This window comes from Halomonas piscis (assembly GCF_031886125.1).
GTDB lineage: Bacteria > Pseudomonadota > Gammaproteobacteria > Pseudomonadales > Halomonadaceae > Vreelandella > Vreelandella piscis.
This window is the reverse complement of sequence record NZ_CP119391.1, coordinates 1,347,827-1,368,185: the sequence shown is the minus strand read 5'-3', so window position 1 is coordinate 1,368,185 and position 20,359 is coordinate 1,347,827. Positions and strand designations below refer to the sequence as shown.

Below are 20,359 nucleotides of genomic sequence, written 5' to 3'. Positions count from 1 at the left end.
TGCCAGTAGCTTAGGCACTCGCTGCCTAGGTTGTCAATTGACAACCTCAGAAGAAATCATCGGTGAAAGCCAGATCAATGACCACCCGATACCGCTCAAGCTCGGTGCCGAGATCCTTGTCGCGCAGCACCAGGAAGTAGTCGCGCTTGCGGTCGAAGTCGGTCCCCGACAGCGACAGGCGCACGGACTTCATGCGATCACTGATGTTGTCGCTCGTGCTGTCGAAGGTCACCGTCTCTTCGCTGGAGACGGCCTCGGTGCCCTCGTAGATGGCCACGGCCAGGGTGATGGGCTTGAGCTGCTCGCTAACCGCCTCGGTCTGCAACAGCTCGAAACGCTGGATGTTGTTGACCATCTTTAGCGAGGCCTTGGGCGAGATCACGTCCACCTTGCGGCGGGTGCGCTTCTCGACCTTCTCGCCACGCAGCTGCTTGACGGTAAGCACCGGCACGACGATCTCCTGAGGCATGATGCCGCCATGCACGAAGCGAGCGCCGCCGACGAAGTGGAAGCGGTGCGCGCCCTTGGGAATCCAGAACTCTATCTCACAGGTGGTGCCCGCGGTCTCGCGGGTGAGGCCGTGCCACACGCTGGCGTTGTCGGGCAGGTTGGTCCCAAGCACGTAGCGCTTCTTGCTCTTGAAGGCGTCGGCAGGCTTCTCGATCAGGCTCGTGCGGTCGGTGGCGTCCAGCTTGCTGCGCTGGAACAGGAAGCCGTGATCGGCGGTGACCAGCACGGTGCTGGTGTTGAGGTGCATGAGGATCTTGCGGGTGAGCGTATCGAGCTCCTCGATGGCGTCCTCCACGGCGGCGAAGGTCTCGCTTTCGGTGCTGGCGGTATCCCCCCGGGCGTCCACCACGTTGTGGTAGACGTAGACCAGCTGCATCCCCTTGATCGCCTCGCGGCCCTGCTCGCGGGACCAGCCCCTTACCTCCTCGGCGGTCACGGCCATGGCCTGGCCGCTCACGGCGGCGCTCAGGCGCTGGCTGCGATTCTCGGTGCCCTGGCTGGACTTGCCATCCACCAGCACGCTGTCGCTGCCGGGCTGGTAGCTCAGTTCCCGGTGAGGCAGCAGCGAGGCCATGCCGAGGGTGGTGTAACTGGGCACTACACCGAGCTGACTGCCCAGGGTGGCCTCGCTGTAGCGCTTGGCGTTGATGCGCTCGCGCAGCTCCTCGGCCGCCTCATAGCGGAAGGCATCGCTGATGATCACCACCAGGCGCTTGTTGCGATGTGCGTCCAGGTGCGGGCGCACCACGTCGCGGAAGAAGTGCTGCTGGTTGGGGATGCGCGGCAGCTTCCAGTCGTGCAGGCGCCCCTCGGCGTCGATGCGCTCGCTCCAGTTGCGGGTGAGCTGGCCCAGGAACCACTCGTCGTAGCAGCGCTCCACCGCCTCATCGAGCTTCTTGAGCAGTTCCACGCCGGTGCTGTCAGAAGCCACCGCATAGTGGCGATAGGCGGTATCGAAACGATAGAGCTCGCTGCAGTAGGCGTGGTAAAGGGCTTCGACACTCTCGTAGTGAAAGCCGTGGAGGTGCTGCTGCCGCAGGGCGAACAGGTCGATGGCGGCGCTTAGCGCGGCATAGAGCCCTCGATAGAATGTCCGCCGCTCGTCGTTTTTGTGGCGAGAAGCCCAATAGCCATCCAGGCGTTCGGCGATGATGCCGCGAAACATCTCCAGGTCGCGGATATCGGCCTGGGGGATCGCCTGGCATAGGTCGACGATGATCTGCTTTTCAACGACCTCGAAGGTCGCCACGTTGGCAAGCTGCTCCAGCGGCACGTCTCGGATCTTGTCCTCGATGCGCAGCGCCCCGGCGACCCAGCCTGAGATCACATCGAAGGCCGGATAGAAGCGCGAGCTGTCCCGCCAGCGCGACAGCAGCGCCCGGGAGGTAGCGCGTGCGTTCACCGAGGCGATGGCGTGGCTCTGTGCCCAGTCGGGGATCTCGGAGATGCTCTCGCAGTAGCCGGTGGTCAGCAGGCGCAGCATCAGCTGGCCGAACGGTAACGGCGCGTCGCCGCTGAGCTCTGCCTGACTAGCGGGGTAGCCCACCTCTAGCTGCAGCGCTCGCACCAGGCTCGGCACAAGAGCGTATTTGGTCATTTCAGTCAGGGACGAGGGGTTGCCCTCCAGCCCCGCCTCCTCGGCTACTGCTTCATCGCCCAGGTGGAACAGCAGCGTCGCAATATCCGAGGTCGGCGCCCCCACCACGGCGGCGCACATGGCCAGGTCCAGACCGTCTTCGTCCATCTCCGGGGTGACCAGGCGCTTGAGCGCCTCAATGCGCTTGCGACTGCCCAGGAACGCCTGGCGCTTGGCCAGGTGCTCACGCAGCACATGCCGGGCAAGGCCCAGCTCGTTGAAGATCATCGACAGCTGATCGGCGTAGAAGCGCCCGGAGTAGAGCTTGATATCCAAAAGCCAGTCATCCTCCGGCGCTGGCTCGGCGTAGGGGAAGTAGAGCAGCGTCGGCGTCTCCGGCTCCTCTAGCTCCAGGCGCAGCTTCACGCCGAAGGTGGACTGCCCGGCCATGTTGAGAACCTGTACACCATCTAGTGCGAGTTCATCTAGTGCTTCGACAAAGTGGACCGGGGGGTCGTACCAGAAAACGAGGCGATGGCCGTCAGCGAAGAAAGAGCTAGATAGGCCTTGGTGTAACTGTTTAAAGTCCATCTTCCTTCCTATTGACTACCTGTTCGATCCTTGCCTTGAAGATTTTCTTCCTCTGAGTGTAAAAACCTTCAAATTCCTTGATATCGCCTGGGAGCAAATCTATTCCTTGGGAGTGTAGGTGGCGTTGACGTGCTTCAGGGTCAGGCCATGCTTTATCATACCAGTCTGACGGCATCTTCTGTCGCTTCTCGTTATTAATGGTACCTTCGAGCAATTGCAGATTAGGTAATCGATTGGCCCATATTTTGAAGGTCTCTATTTTTTCCTCCGGCACCCCTGACTTTCTTAGCTTGCTAGTTGAAAACAACCCTTTGGGATAAATGTGGTCAACATGAAAGTGCCTAGAAAAATCAAACCCCGGGAACAGGAGTAAAAGAAGAGCAAAGGTTCTTTTTCCACCATACTCCAATTCGGAAAGCTCATCGACTTCTTCATCGACAAAGTGGAGTGATTTCCCTCGGGACGCCATAGCGGAGCCTAGTGAATCCGCCGGAAAACCTGCTTCCCCTTCTTCTTTTAGTACTCTCCGCAAGCTGGTAAGAAGTGTATCGAGACCACTCCCCCAAATACCTGACGCTTTCAGAAGTGATTTTATTAACCATTGTCGAACGGCTTCACGATCTTTTGCGAACTCCGATCTAGACAAGTAACCCTCACCAGGCTTTCGCGTATAAATATAATAAGCGATCGGTAAGATTGAGCTATCTGCTCGAAGGTTTTGGGAGTTAAATCCGAAGGTCGCCAACAGCTCAGTCGCAAGCAAAAGAGCACTGCGGATATTCGACCAATTCTGCTCAAGAATTGCCATATTGGATTTATTGAAATTCTCTACCTTGAACCCTACGCTACCTATATCTGACAGCATCAATCCAGCTTTTAGAACAAGATCCTTGCTGTAAGAAAAGCCGTCTCCAATTTTATTCATCTCATCTACTAGAGAGTGGATCTCCTCTCGAGCATCTAGGTTGTCCCATTGAGCGACAGCTATTGATAAAAGCAAGTCCGAATATGAAAGAATGGTTCCGCCACTATTCATACGAATGAATATATTAAGCACCCGCTCAAGGTCTTGATCTTTTTCTTCGTAGTAAGCAATTTTGTCTTTGTCAAAGATTGTGGTGATTAGGTGCCTGAGCACACTCCGAGCGGCCTTTAAAGACTCTCTATCGCCTTCCCATCCATCATTGAGATCGTCGTTTAGATCATCTCGGTCCTCTTCGAGGATCCGCGCAACCCTGAACCAGCATTCCTCACCATTCTTGTCAGCAGCCTGTTTACTTGTGAGAAATTCAAACTGATACTGGCTGCCAGTTTCCTCCTCAGGCTGACCAAGAAGGTTTATATAAAGGTGTTTCATGGGAAAGGCATCTGAGCTCGACCACCATTTCCCGTGAATTTTCTGACTGTAGGAACCTTGCAGGCCGATATTTAGCGCGGTTATCCGTTGTTGGCCATCAAGAACGGCAACAAGCTCACGTTCAGGAAGATCCTTTAATGGTGGGCAATGAGGGTTGTCACGCTGATGGAAATCCTTAACAAAATCGTAAAACTGATATTTTTCTCGGTTTTCAGGCTGTATTCGCCAAAATAGAAAAACCCCAAAAGGATAACCCTGAAGAAGGCTGTCAAACAAATTACAGATCTGGTCAGGCTTCCATACAAATTCCCTCTGGATTGCCGGAAGAATCAGACCATGGTTCTTCACTTGATCCATTAGTGCTGCGATAGTGCCACCTGCCTGATACATAACTACTCCGGCTTGCTACCTGTGATTTCTTTTACGTTGGCGAGTAGATCACCAAATTTCCCGTAGTTCACCTTCACCCCATCATCTAGATCCAGTGAGATCCGCTGATCTGCATAGTGGCGAAGGTTCTCGTCGAAAGAATTAAGCTCGGCCTGCTGCTTGTAGAGCTTGCTCAGCTCCTTCTCGATGCGCTTGGCTTCGGCGGCGGAGGCGCTGGCTTCCTTGTCCTGCTCCAGCTTCTCGACGTAGCCGGCGAGCTTCTCGGTAAGCGGGATCACATAGTCGGTGCGCATTTCGGCAAGCGTGCTCTCGTTGTAGCGGTGCAGGTAGACCAGGCACTCGAAGGCTTTCTGCTTGCCCGAGCTGAACAGCCAGTAGATGGGGCGCTTCTTATAGGTGCGCAGGTGATCCTTGTAGAACTGGGTGCTCAGGTAGCGCCGGATGGTGTCCAGAGCCGCCTCACCCTTCTTGGGCTTGATGGCATGCAGGCAGAGGCTTTCGGCCACGAAATCGAGGTTTTCCTGCAGGTGCTCTTCGCCCCAGACGGTGCGGATGAAGTCGCGGAAGCGGTTGGTCGCGTCGTCGGGGAACCATTCTTGATCGGTCAGTGGGATAATGGCGTTGTTATCCGGTGCAAAGCTGGGCTCAGGGATCTGGGCGAGGTAGTCGCGAACGGTTTCGCCTTGATTGGCAAGGATTAAGCCAGGTTTATCCAGGGAAAACCTTCCAAACATACACCCAATGGAAAATGCCATTAGGATATTTGCTGGAGCTACTGATGCACTGATGTTTTCAGCTTCGTATGATTTAAACTCCTGATTCTCACCCGCCTCCCTAGAAATATAGTTGCAGACCAACCTATCTATTTTTTCTTGGAGTATATTGATTTCTGAAATCAACCCTTTCTCGACTTCTAAAAAATTTCTCTCCCAAGATTTAAATCCCTCACAATTTAACCTCATAGACTTTACTGAGAATTCCATTGAGATCTCTTCTCTATCCCAAAGTTCCTTTGATGCACTAATGGAACGTGAAGCGATAGGTGATAGAGAGGATTTTAGGTCTTCGGGGCAGGCTGGCAATTGGTCGAATTCCGAATTCAGGTCAGTCCCCGGACTGAGGAACTGGATGGCGTCGGAAATAAAAGATGAATTCAAGAATGCAAGATTTGATAAATTATCAATATCAGGATGACTGAAGCACATAGCGGCAGTGTCAAAAACATGTCCTTCTGGAGAAAGCCTGAACCCGACCCTCTTTCCGCTACTTCTTACCCTTGACCATGTAATAGACTCTTTGAAATATGAAGACCTATTTCTTATTATAAACTCTGGGTCAGATATTTTTGGATATTTTGCTCTGACATAGTCAAGCAAGAAAGAGCCGTTGTCTCTATAGTCAATCGTGTGGATAACGTTCCCATACCATTTCCTAGGGCTGCCACCTTTGTTGTGGGGGTGCCATTTTTTTTCGGGATTCTCCCTGCTCTTTTTTAATTCTGAAGCGCCAATTTCCCACCAATATCTTAAAAACCTCTCATTATCAGTGGTTGATAATCCTTGCTTTGCAGTAGTAAAATCTCCGAACCTTGGCTTTAGCTTTAGTATTTCCACCACACTCGAGGGCAGGTCATCGTCGATTATGCAGTAAGGAAGTGAATCAAACGTTTTTTGATCCCATTCTGACATTACTCCTAACTTAGATGCATCATCCCGGTTGCTTCTCACTACCTTTAATCGACCAGGTGTGACATTTTTATTCGCCACGTATGCTGCGGCTCTAACAGAAAATGCCCCACTCCCAATTCGCCAAATGCTGCTAACCTTACTTTTTTCAAGAAGATTTCTTCTTAGTTCTGATAAGCTTGGAAGGTAAAGAATCTCTTCTTTAACAACAGAAGAAAACACACCATGTTCCACGGCTAAATTTCTTGACAATATGATAAACATAGCGTACGCGTCAATCTTACCCAATGCATACTCACCCTTTGCTAACGGAGCAAGTACTTTGGGTACGCCTGTTACCCCTCTGCCACCTAAATAAGGTGGATTCGCTACCACCGCCTCATACCTCTGGGCCAATACCCAAGCTTGCTGCACAACCGTCATCAGCTGCCTGGCAGCGGTCTTCTGCATGGTGTCGCCACTATCCACAAGCCCGGTGAGCACCTCCAGCAGGGTCTTGAGCGGAGCTTCAAAGCTGTTTGGCACTTCGATCAGCGAGCCGAAGGTCTTGGCGTCCTGGAAGCGTTCGATCAGGTCGACGATGGCCTTGTAGGTGCTGTCATGGCTGGAAAGCTCCTTCTGCTCGCCCTCGAAAAGGCTCTGGGACTGGCCCTGGTGCCAGTCGCCGGTGAGGTTGAGGTCACGCCACAGGGTGCTAGCGTCCAGGTGCTGGGTGCTCTGCAGGGCCATCACGTTGAGGCGAACGCCCCGGCTGAAGATGCGGCGGTCGTCTTCCCGTGCCTTCATCAGCAGCGCGAAGCCGGCGAGTTGGGCGGCGCGATCGTCGATATCCAGACCGAACAGGTTGTTTTCCAGGACCAGCTTGGGGATGTCCCGGGAGCGGTAGCCGCGCTCCTCGTAGATGGCCTTCAGCACGTTGTAGGCCTCGACCAGGATATGGCCAGAGCCGCAAGCGGGGTCGAGCACCTTGATGGTCTCGGGGTCGATGCTGGCCGGGGTGATGGCGTCCAACTGGGCCTGCACCTCGGGCTCCTGCTCGGCGGGCTCGATGTAGTACGGCATCTCGCCCTTGAGGGGAGAATCCGGGTAGGTCTGCAGCCACTGGCGGCCTACGGAGTTCTGGACCAGGTACTGGACGATCCAGTTGGGGGTGAACAGCTGGGTGGCGGCGGGGATGTCCTCGCTCTTCACCACCTTGCCGATCACCTGGTCCTTCTTCTCGGCGATGTAGAACTGGTAGAGCCAGCCGATCACCTCGACGTCCTGCCAGTCCTCCTCGGGAATCGCTTCCACCAGCTCGCGAATCAGCGAGTCGGTCTTGGTCAGGTTGTCCGGCAGCAGTAGCTCGCTGGCGTCGTCCAGCGGTTCGAACAGGAACGGCATGGCCTCATGAAGGGCATGACACTGGGCCAGCAGCAGCTCGCGGTAGAGCGCCTCGTCCTGGGTGCCGTCGAGCTTGAGCTCGCGCACGCGGGCGGTATCCAGCCCGGGAAGGTCGATCTCCAGGCAGTCATCGAGGATCTGGAAGCCGCCTTCGTGGTCCGGGTGGGAGAGTACCCGCCGACCATGATCCAGATAGCCCTTGAGCTCCATGAAGCGGATCGCACACAGGCGGTTGAACCAGCTGTAGGCGGCCTGCTCCATGGCCTGCTCGAAGCCCAGCTGGGTCACCCACTTGGCCAGTGCCTCGCGGGGGCCGCGCAGGGCCTTGGGGAAGCTGTGGGTCTGGCCATCCAGGGCGCTGATCAGCATCACATCGCCGCGCACCTCGGCGGGCGCCACATGGCCCTCGCCCTTGTGACCGGAGCTGATGCCGTAGCGGGCGGCCTGGCGGGTCATGGTCTCGATTAAGCGGGTACGCGCCTTGGGGGCGTACTTCTTGATGTTCCCTGTGTTCATGCTGGATTCCTGATCGCGCGGGTTGCCGAGGGGTTGGCAAATGAGGCATGGCGGCCCCGTGCTCTGAGAGGCGGGGCTGCTCGGTATAGCGTCGGTTTAGCGGATGCGGATGCGCTTGTTGGCCTGGATGGCGTCGTCGAGCTCGCGCTTGAGGGCGTCGAGGAAGGCATCGACCTCCTGCTGGCTCTCCAGGTAGACCCCTTCATGGGTGCGGCTGAGCACCTGGCTGACGCTGACGTTGGCCACCGGCTTGGGTGCGGCGACTCGGGTGGGCGCGGGTTCACGCACTTCATCGGGCGGTGTGCCGGTATCACCGCTGCCGCCGCCCTGGGTTGAGTCACCCTCGCCGTCTGGCGTGGCATCGCGGTCCGGCTTGCCACCGTTATCCGCCTTCTGGCGGGCGATGCGCTGGCGTTCGGCCTCGGCTTCCTGCTCGCGGTGGAGCTCGTCGAGGCTCTCCTGCTCGCGGTCATTGGCGGTATCACCCTGCAGCAGGTAGATCTGGGCGATGCTGGCCGCGCTTTCGATGTCCTGCTTGAGCAGCTGCAGGGGGCGCAGCAGGCGGTTGCTGAGCTCCGGGGTGCCGATGCCGCTCTTGACGATCTCGGCGCTGACGTTGGCGATACGCTGGTCGATCCGGCCGATGGCATGCTCGCGCTTCTGCTCCAGCAGCTGGGTGTTGGTCTCATCGACGGTCTGGATCAACCCGGAGACCTTCTGCAGCATGCCGTAGGGCGCCTCGGAGGCGTAGATGCGGTCCAGCTCGGCCAGCGCCGCCTTCGCCTCGGGCTCCTTCTCCAGCGCCGGGCGGTTGGGCTGGAAGCGGGTCAGGGCCTGGTCGAGCTGCTTCCAGGTGGTGAGCTGCTTGGTGAAGAACTCGTGGAGGTCGCGATACTCCTCTTCAAGATCGAGCAGATCCTCCTGCTGGTCGGCCACCGCCTTGAAGAAGTCGAAGCTGTCGTCGATGCGCAGCAGGCGCTCAACCTCCTTGAGGGTGCTGTCGATGGCGGCACGCCCCGGGAAGCGGCCCACCTCGGTCTTGCTGCGGTAGGCCTCCAGGTCCTTCTTCCAGGCGCTGAACTGCTCAACGTAGAAGGCGTAGAGCTCGGTCTCGCTGGAGGGCCCGAGCTTGGTGAACAGGTCCTTGGTGAGGTTGCGCACCTGACGCAGCACGGCGTCGTCGGTCTGGCGCTTCTTCTGCAACCTTACCTCGCTGCGCCGCCGGCTGTTGTTGAGCAGCTCGAAGGCCTCCTTGCCGGGCAGCGCCGGGCCGGCGGTGTGGAAGGTGAGTCTTCCTGCGGCATACAGCCGTCCGAGGATCAGCAGGGTCTCCTCCACCGGCCAGCCGAAGGGGCGGTTGTTGAAGCGCTCCAGCAGCGGGTTGAGGGGCACCGGCTCGCCGCCGTGCAGGCTGATGTACTGCTCCACCTCGCGCACCGCCTGGGGGTTGCCTTCCTCACCGTCGAGTTCGATGGCCTGCTGACCGATGTCGTCGGCGGTCATCACCGCGACAAGCTCGCGCATGGGGTCGGGGGTAAGTACTTGCAGGTAACCGAGCTTGCTGTAGGTGTTCTCCAGCAGGTACTGACAGGCGTCGTCGAGGCGGGTGCTCAGATTGCTGCGGTTGATGTCGAGTTTCTGGCCCAGGGCGTAGACGTCGGCCTCCAGCAGCATGTCCTCCAAGCGCACCAGCAGGTGCTTGCGACGCTCCTGGTTCTCACGGCCGCGGTCGGCAAGGATACGCTCCACGCTGCTGTCGCCCGAGGCGGCATTCAAGCGGATGTACTTCTCGGTCTTGAGGTAGGTGCGCAGGTCGTCGAAGAAGGCCTTGTTGTCGCCGAGACGGATCAGCACCTGGCCCTGGTTCTCATTGCTGCGGTGGATGCAGCCCGCTTCGCCGTTCTGGACCGAGTAGCTCTGGACGTAATCGATATCCAGCGGCGAGACCACCTCGACGCGCAGCTGGCTCTGGAAGCGGCCGTCGATGGTATGGCCATCCAGGTAGCGGCCGATGGTGTAGTCGGTCTTGTTGAGGGGGTAGCGGTACTTGTTGCGGTCGCGCAGGCGGTCCTTGTAGATCATCTCGGCCAGCAGCTTGTTCTCGTCGCTGCTGGTGATCTCGGTGGCCTTGATCTTGCGCGTGATGTCGCGCTCCTCGTTGGTAAGGAACAGGTACTCCTCGCCGTTGCGCGTGACCAGGCTCTCCTTCTCCAGCCGCGCCAGGGTGCCTTCCAGGCGCTCGCGGATCGCCAGGCGGTCGTCGTCGATGCGGGTAATGGAGAGCGTCACCAGGTTGTCGAGGGTGCCCTTGACCAGATCCACGTAGCGGATCATGAACAGGGTACGCAGGATCTCGACGTCGAAGTCATCCAGCGCGACGTTCTCGCTGGCCTGGTCGATGGTCCGCTTCACCGCGGTATCGAGGAAGCCCTCCACGGCGCGGTAGAAGCTGTGCATCGGCACCAGGGCGCCGATCTCCTGGTCACCTACCGCCTTGGCGGCCATCTGGAAGGCGTCGAGCATGGAGCGCTCGCCGTAGGCCAGGTGCGCCCCGGTAGCGCCGACCTTGCGGATCTCCTCGAAGACCTTCTGGACCAGCTGAAAGTGGTACGGCACGAACGGGTAGTTGGCGACGAAGCTCTCCACGCCGTCGACGTTCCTCAGTGTAGGGCCGGAGCGGTCGAAGGTGAGCTGATTGCGCAGCACCGCGCCCTTGGCCTCGAACACCTGGGCGAGTTCACCGCTGGCCTCGGGGGTCTTGGCCAGCAGGCGCTTGCGGATCACCTCGTCGGAGTTTGAGCTCGACAGCGACAGACGGGTCTTGAAGCGCCCGGCGATCTTGGAGAAGTCGTTGGCCTTGGCGGCGGTCATCTCGCCGAGCACGGCGTCCATGTCAGCCTGGGAGGTGACCACGATCCAGGCGCGACCGCCGCAGATGGTGCCGAGGTTCTCGGTCAGCGTCTGCAGGGTCAGCATCAGGCGGGTGTTGCTGCCGATGAACTGACCCACCTCATCCACCATGAAGACGATGCGCTGAGTCGGGGATTTCGCGTCCAGGTACTCCTTCACCCAGCGGCAGAAGTTCTCCACCGAGACGCTGAAGGTCTCCTCGGAATCCTCGAACCACTTGTGGGCCGCCTCCGGGGAGAGATCCAGTGCCTGGCTGATCGCCTGCTCGATGTCGTCCTGATAGAACTGGAAGCCGTCGCGCTCCTCTTCCCAGACCATACCGCTGGCCTCCTGGAAGGCCGCCTTGAAGCGTTCCAGCACGCCGCGCTGGGCCAGGTGGCGCTCCATGTGAGCGATATGCGGGTGATCGCCACTGAAGCCCTGGTACTCGTTGAACACCCGCAGGAAGACGTTGAGGATCGGGTTGCCGCCGTCGTTGGAGCTCGCCTTGCTGTCGATGTTGAACAGGATGACATCGGCCGGCTGCTGTACCGCCTTGGTGACGTCGGCGCGGATCATCGGGTCATGGAGCTTGTGCTCGTCGAAGAACTCGGCGGCGCGGCGGTGGTTGCCGGCCTCGTCTTCGGCCTCGATGTTGGCCAGCAGGTACGACAGCGCCTTGAGGAAGTGCGACTTACCCGAGCCGAAGAAGCCCGAGATCCACACCCCGACCCGGTTGGCGATGGAAGGGTCACTGAGCGGCGTGGCGTAGGACTCGAAGAAGGCGCGGAAGTGCTTCTCCAGCTCGTTGGTCACCACGTACTCGTCGAGCTCCTGGTAAACCGTCTCGCGGTCCTTCTGGTCGGCCTTCACCACACCGTTGATGGGGCGGTTCAAAGGTTTCTGGAAGAGGTCCTGGATACGCATGTCCGATCGATTCCTTAACGGGCAACGCCTCGCTCCCGTGGTGGGGCAAGGCGGTCAACAAAGCGGGTGCCAGGGCAGCACGGCTGCCGGCTGGCCTTCAGATCGAGAGTTCCCTGGGGACTGACTGAGCCGGGCGCCCATGCGTCACGGCACGAGAGAAAACGCCCGGTAGTAGTGGTTACTGGCGATCTGATCGAAGAGGGTCAGGCTCTGGCCGTCGTAGCGGCCGGGATAGAAGAGCACCAGCGGCTTGTGGCCGAGCCTGCCGTGCAGCGCATTGAGCAAACTGTGGGCACGCATCACCGGCCAGACGCTACCCACGCCTGACAGCAGAATGATATCGGGGTCGTCCGACAGCGCGTGTCGGATCAGGAAGGGGGCGAACTTGTCCATGTGCAGCGGGCCGCGCAGCGCCTTGAGCAGCGCCGCATCGCCCTTGGTCTGCTGCATGGCAATGGCCTTGTCGAGGAAGCCACGCTCATGGAGATAGTCGCGCAGCACGCGCAGCAGGTTGACGTGGTCAACCGTCAGCTCGCTGTGCTGACGGGACAGTACCCCTTCCAGGAAGGTGAGGTACTCGCGAACCTGCAGTTCGTGCTCGGGGGGATAGTCGAAGATCCAGAAGCCGATCTCGTTGCCCAGGCCCTGGCCGGAAAGGAAGGCCGGGCTTGTGATCTTATCGGCGATCTGGTTGAGGCGATCCTTTAGCTGAGGATCGTCCTGGCGGACCGCCTGGCGGTGAGCCAGGGGAGTGTCGGCGTGTGACATGTGGTTCCCATCCCTGCGTCTGCGTTCCTTATCATCATCTCATTCTTTTTATGGCGTGCTGCGAGACGCTGCCCGAGAGCTTGCCGCATCGCCAGCCGACAGCCCTGACATACAGGCACGCTACCGCCAGCCCGGAGCCATGGCGTTCAACGCGACCCCAGGAGCATCAGGCAGTCCAGCAGCCGAATCAGGTGGTGGCGCTCCAGCAATTCCACCACCTCGGGCCGCAGCATCAGCGGTCGTAACGTTCGCTTACGACTGTCAGTCATTAAGTCTACTTCGCAAAGCATGCGAAAGGCCACCTGCCCCATCTTTCGTCTAGAGGATGCCGTCCACCCACTAATGGCGGAATCACGATAGGCACGGTCGGCAAGAAAATCATCCCACTGGTAGGGCTCAAGGCGCTCGGCCTGGGTCACAACGGCATCGGCCACCACCGTTTCCAGAAATTCCACCAGGAGCAGGTTGCGGGCCAGCGCCGCGCAGAATGCCACCTGGGTGGCCAGCTGGTCATCCCCCTCACACAACGCCTCCCAGAACGGCGCAGGCAGCCGCACAAGCCGCTTGCGGATCGCCTGGGCCATGCGCTTGGCCGTGGCCGGCCGCGCCTTCTGGAGACGATTCTCGTCGAGAATGGCCGCCTTCCAGGCTGCGTCATCGACGCCGGCCAGCAGCAGCTCCGCCACGATGCGGCTCTCGCGGACCATCAACGAGCCACCGATGAGGTCGGAGTCGTAGCGGAAGTCATAGGTGTCAGTATTCACAAGGACTCGCAGATAAAAGCCTTAAAAGGATCATCTGTTATAAGAAAAGCTTTCGACATACCATAGCTTCCGCCCATCCGGAGTTACGATCTCCACTTCATCATCGATTTCTTTACCTAAACAGGCTCTAGCCGCAGGCGAATTAATTGAAACATACCCCTGTTTTCCATAAATCTCGTCAACACCTACAATCCGAAACTTCATCTCCCTGCCATCGTCATCAACAAGCACCACGTGGGCGCCAAAATAAATCTTACCCGCTTGATCCGGATGATAATCAACCACCTTAAGCTCATCCAGTCTTTTCCGTAGATACCTGACCCGCCTATCAATTTCTCTAAGTCGCTTCTTGTTATACTGATAATCTGCATTCTCCGACCTATCGCCTAGACCGGCCGCCCATGTCACCTTAGCTGTAACCTCTCTCCTCTCCACCCTCCAAAGATGGTCAAGCTCTTCTTTCAGGCTTTCATAGCCCTCTCTTGTTACAAGTGGATTCTTCATAGCTGACCTACAAGTTATTTAGAGCCTTTTTAATAGCATCGATTGTAGCAGCTTTGAACACCACCTGACCACCCTCATCCACAACCTCACCAAACTCAGTAGCGCGAAAATTCCACTTACCAACAAACTCATTGGATATCAGATATTCCAGCGCTCTTCTCTCCTGCTGGGAGAGCTTCTCTTCCTCGCCCGCTTGCTGTGACCTATGATCGTATACGTCTATTCTACTACCCGGAGGAATAATTTCATTGAGCTTGTTTTTAGCATTCTTGAGATCGGAAAGAAGCGATCTAACAAGAAGCTTATGTTTAGCACTCGCAATCTCCTCTACCCAGTCATCAGCACTTGGCGAGGGACGCTTAACATTGCCGCCGGCCATATCAGAAAAGGATTCTATGAGGGCACGGTATTTTTCTCCAGACTTGTTCCTAATACTTTGTGGCTTCGGAACTCCTCGCTTGGCGCCCAGCCTAGATATAGTTACTATAGAGAAATCACTAACACCTCTCTCCATCTGCTCACTACACACTTCATATATTGCATCAAGCGTCTTCTTGGTTCTAGGCGTAGCGTCTTCTTTTAGCTTCAACAAAAGATCTTCATTTTTCATATTAGCAGCCCGTCTCATTTAATAGCTGAGGCTTTAGAATCAGAGAAAGCTCCGACCTATCAATTCTCTCCTCCTCCATCAACTCGTCTAGCCTCACTGAACAGTCAACGACCTGGCCAACTCTTTCCCAGGTTTTCAGCCGTGACCTCAAAAAACCGACTACCTGGTTACCAACTTTAAGCTGCTGCTCATCCGTCAACATAAAAAGGCTCGGCTGCAACTCATTAAAAACCGACATTCGGTCCAACAATTGAGACCTCGGAGCTATTGCAACGGCTGCATCAGCCGAATGGTAGATTGTTGCATTCTCGCAAATCTCATGCAGTTGCTGAAAGTAAGAGACCTCCTCCATTTCTATCTCCATTTCGGAATCGGGCATCTTAATCAGCGAAATACCATCCTCTGCATCAGAAGAGACACCATTGACAGCTGACACGCACATCCTGATTAGCTTATAGCAGGACTGCAAATCGCACAGGAACATGTCCATTTTCTTTGCTGCACTCTCATACTCTGACTCCAGCTTTCTTTGTTCTGCCTCAAGCGAAACTCTCTCAGCCTGATCAAAATTCATGCCCTTTGCATTTGCAATATACTCATCTCGATCTATCTTCTCCAACCTTGCTGTGATTGTGGAGATTTCTTCTTGGAGCCGCATACATTTTTCAGACTGCTTATTCGAAACGAACAAAATCTCGTTCCCAACCGACATTAAGCCACCCAGAAAAACCGGTCCTGTGATGAAATGCCTGCACCTAAGACAGTTCTGCATTCCCAAATACCCCATGGGAACCGGAGCCCGTACTCTTGTCGCGCCGACCTGATCTCCTCCATCATCGCAGCGTGAGGCGGCAAATGGACAAATACCATAGTCTCTGAATACAAAATTTCCTGCAGGCACACTATTGGTTAGCGACAGCAGAAGGTCTTCATTATTAGAAACTAACTGATTCTTTACCGACTCAATTTTATTGGACTCAATTGTTTTTTGTATTGCTTCCACCTCGGCTTGAAGCGCAATCTTCTCGCCTTCCTCCAATCGCCGCCTTATTTCCCCATGGGATATTTTGCAATAATATATCGACATGACGATCGAGGAGTGCCCCACGACCTTCATGACAACTTCAACCGGCATCCCCATTTCCATAACATAAGCTGTAATCAAGCTCACCCGCATGGAATGAGGGGTGTATGGAGACTTATAACAAGATATATTATTAGGCAGCCCACTCAGCTCTGAAAGCCTAAGATGCGATGGTTGTATATGATAAATGGCAGCTGCCAACCTGCCCGTCAAAGCCGTGCCGACATTTTTTGGCTCAACATCTTCAAAAGCCCTAAATAAAAAACAGTTAACACCTTTTGACTTCAACTGAATTTCATTTAAGTTGGTTCTCTTGCACCGCGACCAGCTGGTAGGAAAATCGACAGGATTATATTTAGCCTGCCACTCTCTCAACTTAATCAACCAGTATGCAAGATCTTCCGGCATCCATGGTATGGAGTAACCGCCATTATTGGACGATGTCTTATTAGTTGTAACAAACATCCCAATCTGGTCATCGGGATAGCGCTTAATAAAAGACTGCGACTTAGTCATCCCTGCCATTTCGGCATGATTCTTTACCCACGCCACTCCTCCAGCATCCTTAATTACAGGTATATATTCGTCAGCTTCACCCGAATCATTATAAGCGATCTGCCTTCCTCGAAGAGGAACCTTTGTCAAAGCAAAGGTGTGCATCCAGTCTGTCGGAACCCATAGATACCAGAAAGGCCCTGCTTTCTTGTAAACGCAGTCTGGGTCATCTTTGTCAATAATATGTCTTTCTACTTTCACCCAGTCAGAATCGAACTCATGAAGATGTGTAAGGTCACGAAAACTTCTAGCTGAATCTGGAATAATCCATGACTGGGCCTTCCTGACAAAGTGATACTGAAGACAAGGTTTGGTTGACTCGCTTCTTCCAGGCGAAGACACATACGAGTCGGTCAACATAAACTCAAATGGATTTCGGGCATCCATCAGCCTGAATACTTCTCCAGTCTCCTCATCCTCCACAGTCAAATCAGACCCGATGATATAATCAAAAAATTCATTCACTGACAGTATGACATTTCTTCTCATATTGTCTGTTGAGAAATTTTCCAGCTCATCTCTAAATGGTTTTATATTGACTTTTTGCTTTGTTAGAAACTCCTGAGGACTTTTACTTCCATCATGCCTCTCAATATAAACTCTCACGAACCTACATAGATAGGATTTTTTCGAGCTTCCCCCCAGCGCCTGCCTCATAAACTCATCTATCTTCACGCGCCACTGCTTAAATTCAGGCAGGATAAACTCTACATTGAATGGTTCTTCTTTCCCCAAGAACTTGTACCAGTTTTTCCAGCTTTCTGCATACGCGCCTTGTGGGTCAAATGGAAATCTGGGGTCGCCGAGGTCTTTGACATACTTCTTATACTCTGACTGAGACCTTATCCCCTTCCCTTTAATCTTATAAACAACTTCTTCGTAGGTATAGAATTCTGGGATGTCAAAAAAATCATTGTAGCTAACCCACTCATCCGGAAACATCCTCTCCGGATGAGCAACCAATCCCGGGACTTCCTTATATCGCTTCTTGTACTCAGAAGAGTTGCTAATCCCATGCTTCTTGCAAAGAAGCTTCATTTCGTGCAGAGAAAAATTCGCTTTAGGTAGCTTAAGAACATCCTCATCCACATTAAGCATCTTAAGCTTACGCATCTTCATCAGCAACACCCCGCATTATTTCCCTTATATCTTCATTGGTTGGCTTAATATAAACCAGACAAGAATCAGGACTTCTATGATGCATGGATTTTTGTATTTCAACCCGACTCAAACCAAATTTTCTAGCTCTATAACCATATGCATGCCTGTGTCCATGCTCGGTCGTGCCGAACTCTTTTTTACATACCAAGCCAATTTTTTCTACGGCTCTCTTGTGAGCGCGCTGGAAGTTTTTTAAGGTTTCAGGCCCGCCATTCTTTTTAGTAAATGCAAATGGGTGGAAGCTGGCAGCAGGCTCCACTCTTTGGTATTTTAAATACTTCACCCAAACTGCTAAAAAGGTTTTCGCCATGCTAGGTGGATTAAAAATCACTTCAAAAAAACCAGCCCTGCTTGTAAGAAGAGCACCTTTCCACCCTGCATGAAGCCGCTCGCTTAGCGGGTAAGAATTTCTTGGCTTATATTGCGTCTCTGCAAGAAGATATTCTCTTCTATTTTTATAATCCGGCAGTGGTGACTTCCCATACTCTGGGTGATACACCCTAACCAGTGCCTCGTCCCTTCGCTCAGGGTGCACAGTGATATCTGAAACGTAAAGGTGAAATAACTCACTCTTCCTCAACCCCCCATAGTTCATCAACATGGTCATTAGTTGATATTTGTAGTTCACTCCCACAGAGTTGCTAAACCCTTCCTGCAAAAGAACATCCACCATGTCATCAGGAAATTTAACCACCCTATCGTTATCTATTTTAGGATCGCGATACCCTGCCACGGCTCTCGTTCGCCCAACTTCCAAATAGGCGTCCGCTCTTTTCTTTAAGTGATTGAGAAAAACATTGGCATTTCTATTATAGTATGCGCACCAGTTTAACCTTTCTTCATAACCCGTTGCTTTTACAAATGGATTTATACGAGCGGCCTCATATTCAGGCTGCCTGGCCAAATAATCCGTGTAGTGTGTTATATGAAACAAGATATTGTTCACATCAAATGTTGAACGCGGGGGCCAGAACAACCCCATAGGGTCGTTACAGCTTTCATAATCAATAGTCCCTGTTACTAAAGAACGGGTGAATGATTTCAGTAAGTCAATAGCTCTAATCTCGCCACTCAACGAATTTATATAAGAAATCAAAAGTCGAAGTGAAAAGACTGACCTTTCTTTCCAAGACTCACTTTTGTAACTGAACCAGGCCAAGTATCTGAGGTGGGATGCAATCACTCCACTTTCAGTATAAACAGCCGGCAACAAGTAAACATTACCGCTAGCCACATCCACGTAGCGGACTTGGACCTTATGTGCGAAGGGCATCAGATAGTACTTTTTTAGGGGTTGTTTTCATGTCTAGACCAAAAACCTTCAGTCGTCAATAAAAAACTCCTTGGGAATAGTATTCGAAGGAAGGGGTTCTTTTATACCTACAACAAGAAAGAGCTCGGCCGGGTACTGGGACGCATCCGCTACCTGACCAAGCGCCTGGACGAGCTGCAGGTGGTCGATCGTCTGCCGGCGGACACCGACAAGGTGTTCTTCGGCGCCTTCGTCGAGCTCGAGGACGAGCACGGCGAAACCCTCTCCCTGCGCATTGTCGGTCACGACGAGACCGATACCCAAAAACGCTGGATCAGCGTGGACGCCCCGCTGGCCCGAGCGCTTTTGGGCAAGGCCGTGGACGACGACGTCACCGTGGCCGCGCCCGGCGGCGAGCAGTACTACGTGGTGACGGACATTCGCTACGCCCCCATTGCCTGACGCTATCCGGCCGATAGCCATTTTTTTCGCGGCCGGCACGCTCCTGGCCAGCCCCCTGAACACGGGCGCTGCACGCTGCATTGACCCAGATCAACCTTCCCTGGTGCAAAGGTGTGGCAAAACGTCGCTTTTCAGCGTCGTTTTTCCTGTTCAATAATGCGCCCTCCGCGGTTAAAGCCGCTGCGTTTGCGCCGGTTTTCCCTCCCTTTTGCCGGACAGACGCACTGGCTTTACCTGCGGCCTACGCCAGACGGCGCGCCTCCTTACCGTTAGGTCTACGCCAGCCGGCACCGACACCAAGTCGCACACGCCAGCCTTACGCAACAAGTTAGCCTGCTAGCAATTAACCTGCCAACGCTGCTCAAGGACACGGCTTCCCTCGGCGGCTGTCATGACGCTGGCTTGATGGCCTGGTCGGTTTGAAAGCGCGCTCGTCTCTTCACTCCCACGAGGTCGCAAGATGAGAAGAAAGAGCTTTACGCGCGCCATCGGTACCTTGCTGCTGACCACGCTACCGCTACTGCTGGCGGGGTGCGGGTCTGCCCTGCTGGATTCCAGGGGGCAGATCGGCCATGAGCAGACCCGGCTGATCCTCACCGCCTTCGGCCTGATGCTGCTCGTGGTTATCCCGGTAATCGGCATGACGCTGTGGTTTGCCGTTCGCTACCGCCGCAGCAACAAAAGCGCGGTCTACCAGCCGGACTGGGCGCACTCCAACGCCATCGAGGTCGTGGTCTGGCTGATTCCCTGCGTCATCATCGCGATTCTCGCGACGCTGACGTGGAAAACCACCCACAGCCTCGACCCTCACAAGCCGCTGGAAAGCGACGCCGACCCCATGGAAATCCAGGTCGTGTCGCTGGACTGGAAATGGCTGTTCATCTATCCCGAAGAAGGCATTGCCACGGTCAACGAAGTGGCTTTCCCCGAGGATGTCCCGGTGCGCTTCCGGGTGACGTCCGGTTCGGTGATGAACTCGTTTTTCATTCCGCGCCTGGGCAGCCAGATCTACGCCATGGCGGGCATGGACAACGATGTCCACCTGATTGCCGATGAACAGGGCACCTACCCGGGCCGCTCGACCAACTACAGCGGATCAGGCTTTGCCGGCATGACGTTTGACGCGATTGCCATGTCGCCAGAAGGCTTTGACGACTGGGTCGCCAAGGCACGCGAGTCCGACAAGTCCCTGACGTTCCCCGAGCAGTACGACCATCTGGCGCTCCCCACCCGAGACGTGCCGGTGAAATACTTCTCCGAGATATCGCCCGGGCTTTATGAAGACATCCTGCAAAGCTTTCATACCGGCCGCGAAGCGGATGACGCGTCATCAAGCGATGGCAAGGCACTGCTAAACGCCAAGGCAGCGGAGTAA

The 20,359-nt window shown here is 55.1% G+C and carries 12 protein-coding genes; 2 read left to right on the top strand and 10 right to left on the bottom strand.

What is annotated here, in order from left to right:
- Positions 1-46: 46 nt before the first annotated feature.
- The 10 genes from pglZ to gmtY all read right to left on the bottom strand — a co-directional run bounded on the left by pglZ (position 47) and on the right by gmtY (position 18,543).
- The gene (gene pglZ, locus P1P91_RS06375; RefSeq protein ID WP_311885325.1) at positions 47-2,677 is read right to left on the bottom strand and encodes a BREX-1 system phosphatase PglZ type A; all 2,631 of its coding nucleotides are present in this window, start codon (positions 2,675-2,677) and stop codon (positions 47-49) included.
- Positions 2,667-4,424: a DUF262 domain-containing protein gene (locus P1P91_RS06370; RefSeq protein WP_311885323.1), complete on the bottom strand. Its 1,758-nt coding sequence runs from the start codon at positions 4,422-4,424 to the stop codon at positions 2,667-2,669. Before P1P91_RS06370 ends, pglZ begins: the two co-directional genes overlap by 11 nt.
- Positions 4,425-4,426: 2 nt before the next feature.
- Positions 4,427-8,008, bottom strand: coding sequence for a BREX-1 system adenine-specific DNA-methyltransferase PglX (gene pglX / locus P1P91_RS06365; protein WP_311885321.1), 3,582 nt, complete (start codon positions 8,006-8,008; stop codon positions 4,427-4,429).
- A 96-nt stretch (positions 8,009-8,104) separates the two neighbouring features.
- The gene (brxC, locus tag P1P91_RS06360) at positions 8,105-11,824 is read right to left on the bottom strand and encodes a BREX system P-loop protein BrxC (protein ID WP_311885319.1); all 3,720 of its coding nucleotides are present in this window, start codon (positions 11,822-11,824) and stop codon (positions 8,105-8,107) included.
- A 144-nt stretch (positions 11,825-11,968) separates the two neighbouring features.
- Positions 11,969-12,592 (bottom strand): DUF1788 domain-containing protein, encoded by a 624-nt coding sequence (locus tag P1P91_RS06355; RefSeq protein WP_311885317.1) that lies wholly within the window; start codon positions 12,590-12,592, stop codon positions 11,969-11,971.
- A 146-nt stretch (positions 12,593-12,738) separates the two neighbouring features.
- The gene (locus tag P1P91_RS06350; protein ID WP_311885316.1) at positions 12,739-13,356 is read right to left on the bottom strand and encodes a DUF1819 family protein; all 618 of its coding nucleotides are present in this window, start codon (positions 13,354-13,356) and stop codon (positions 12,739-12,741) included.
- A 30-nt stretch (positions 13,357-13,386) separates the two neighbouring features.
- Positions 13,387-13,860 (bottom strand): transcription elongation factor GreB, encoded by a 474-nt coding sequence (gene greB, locus P1P91_RS06345; RefSeq protein WP_311885314.1) that lies wholly within the window; start codon positions 13,858-13,860, stop codon positions 13,387-13,389.
- A 7-nt stretch (positions 13,861-13,867) separates the two neighbouring features.
- Positions 13,868-14,470, bottom strand: coding sequence for a gamma-mobile-trio protein GmtX (gene gmtX, locus P1P91_RS06340; protein WP_176676587.1), 603 nt, complete (start codon positions 14,468-14,470; stop codon positions 13,868-13,870).
- A 1-nt stretch (position 14,471) separates the two neighbouring features.
- Positions 14,472-17,228 carry a gamma-mobile-trio integrase GmtZ gene (gene gmtZ, locus P1P91_RS06335; RefSeq protein ID WP_311885312.1) on the bottom strand — a complete coding sequence of 919 codons (2,757 nt, stop codon included), beginning with the start codon at positions 17,226-17,228 and terminating at the stop codon, positions 14,472-14,474.
- The gene (gene gmtY, locus P1P91_RS06330) at positions 17,215-18,543 is read right to left on the bottom strand and encodes a gamma-mobile-trio recombinase GmtY (protein WP_311885311.1); all 1,329 of its coding nucleotides are present in this window, start codon (positions 18,541-18,543) and stop codon (positions 17,215-17,217) included. Before gmtY ends, gmtZ begins: the two co-directional genes overlap by 14 nt.
- Positions 18,544-18,624: 81 nt before the next feature.
- Here gmtY and P1P91_RS06325 point away from each other — a divergent pair, with 81 nt between their 5' ends.
- Complete coding sequence (locus P1P91_RS06325) at positions 18,625-18,984, top strand: GreA/GreB family elongation factor (RefSeq protein WP_311885720.1); 360 nt, start codon at positions 18,625-18,627, stop codon at positions 18,982-18,984.
- 460 nt (positions 18,985-19,444) lie between these two features.
- On the top strand, positions 19,445-20,359 hold the full coding sequence (gene cyoA, locus P1P91_RS06320; protein WP_311885309.1) for a ubiquinol oxidase subunit II: 915 nt from the start codon (positions 19,445-19,447) through the stop codon (positions 20,357-20,359).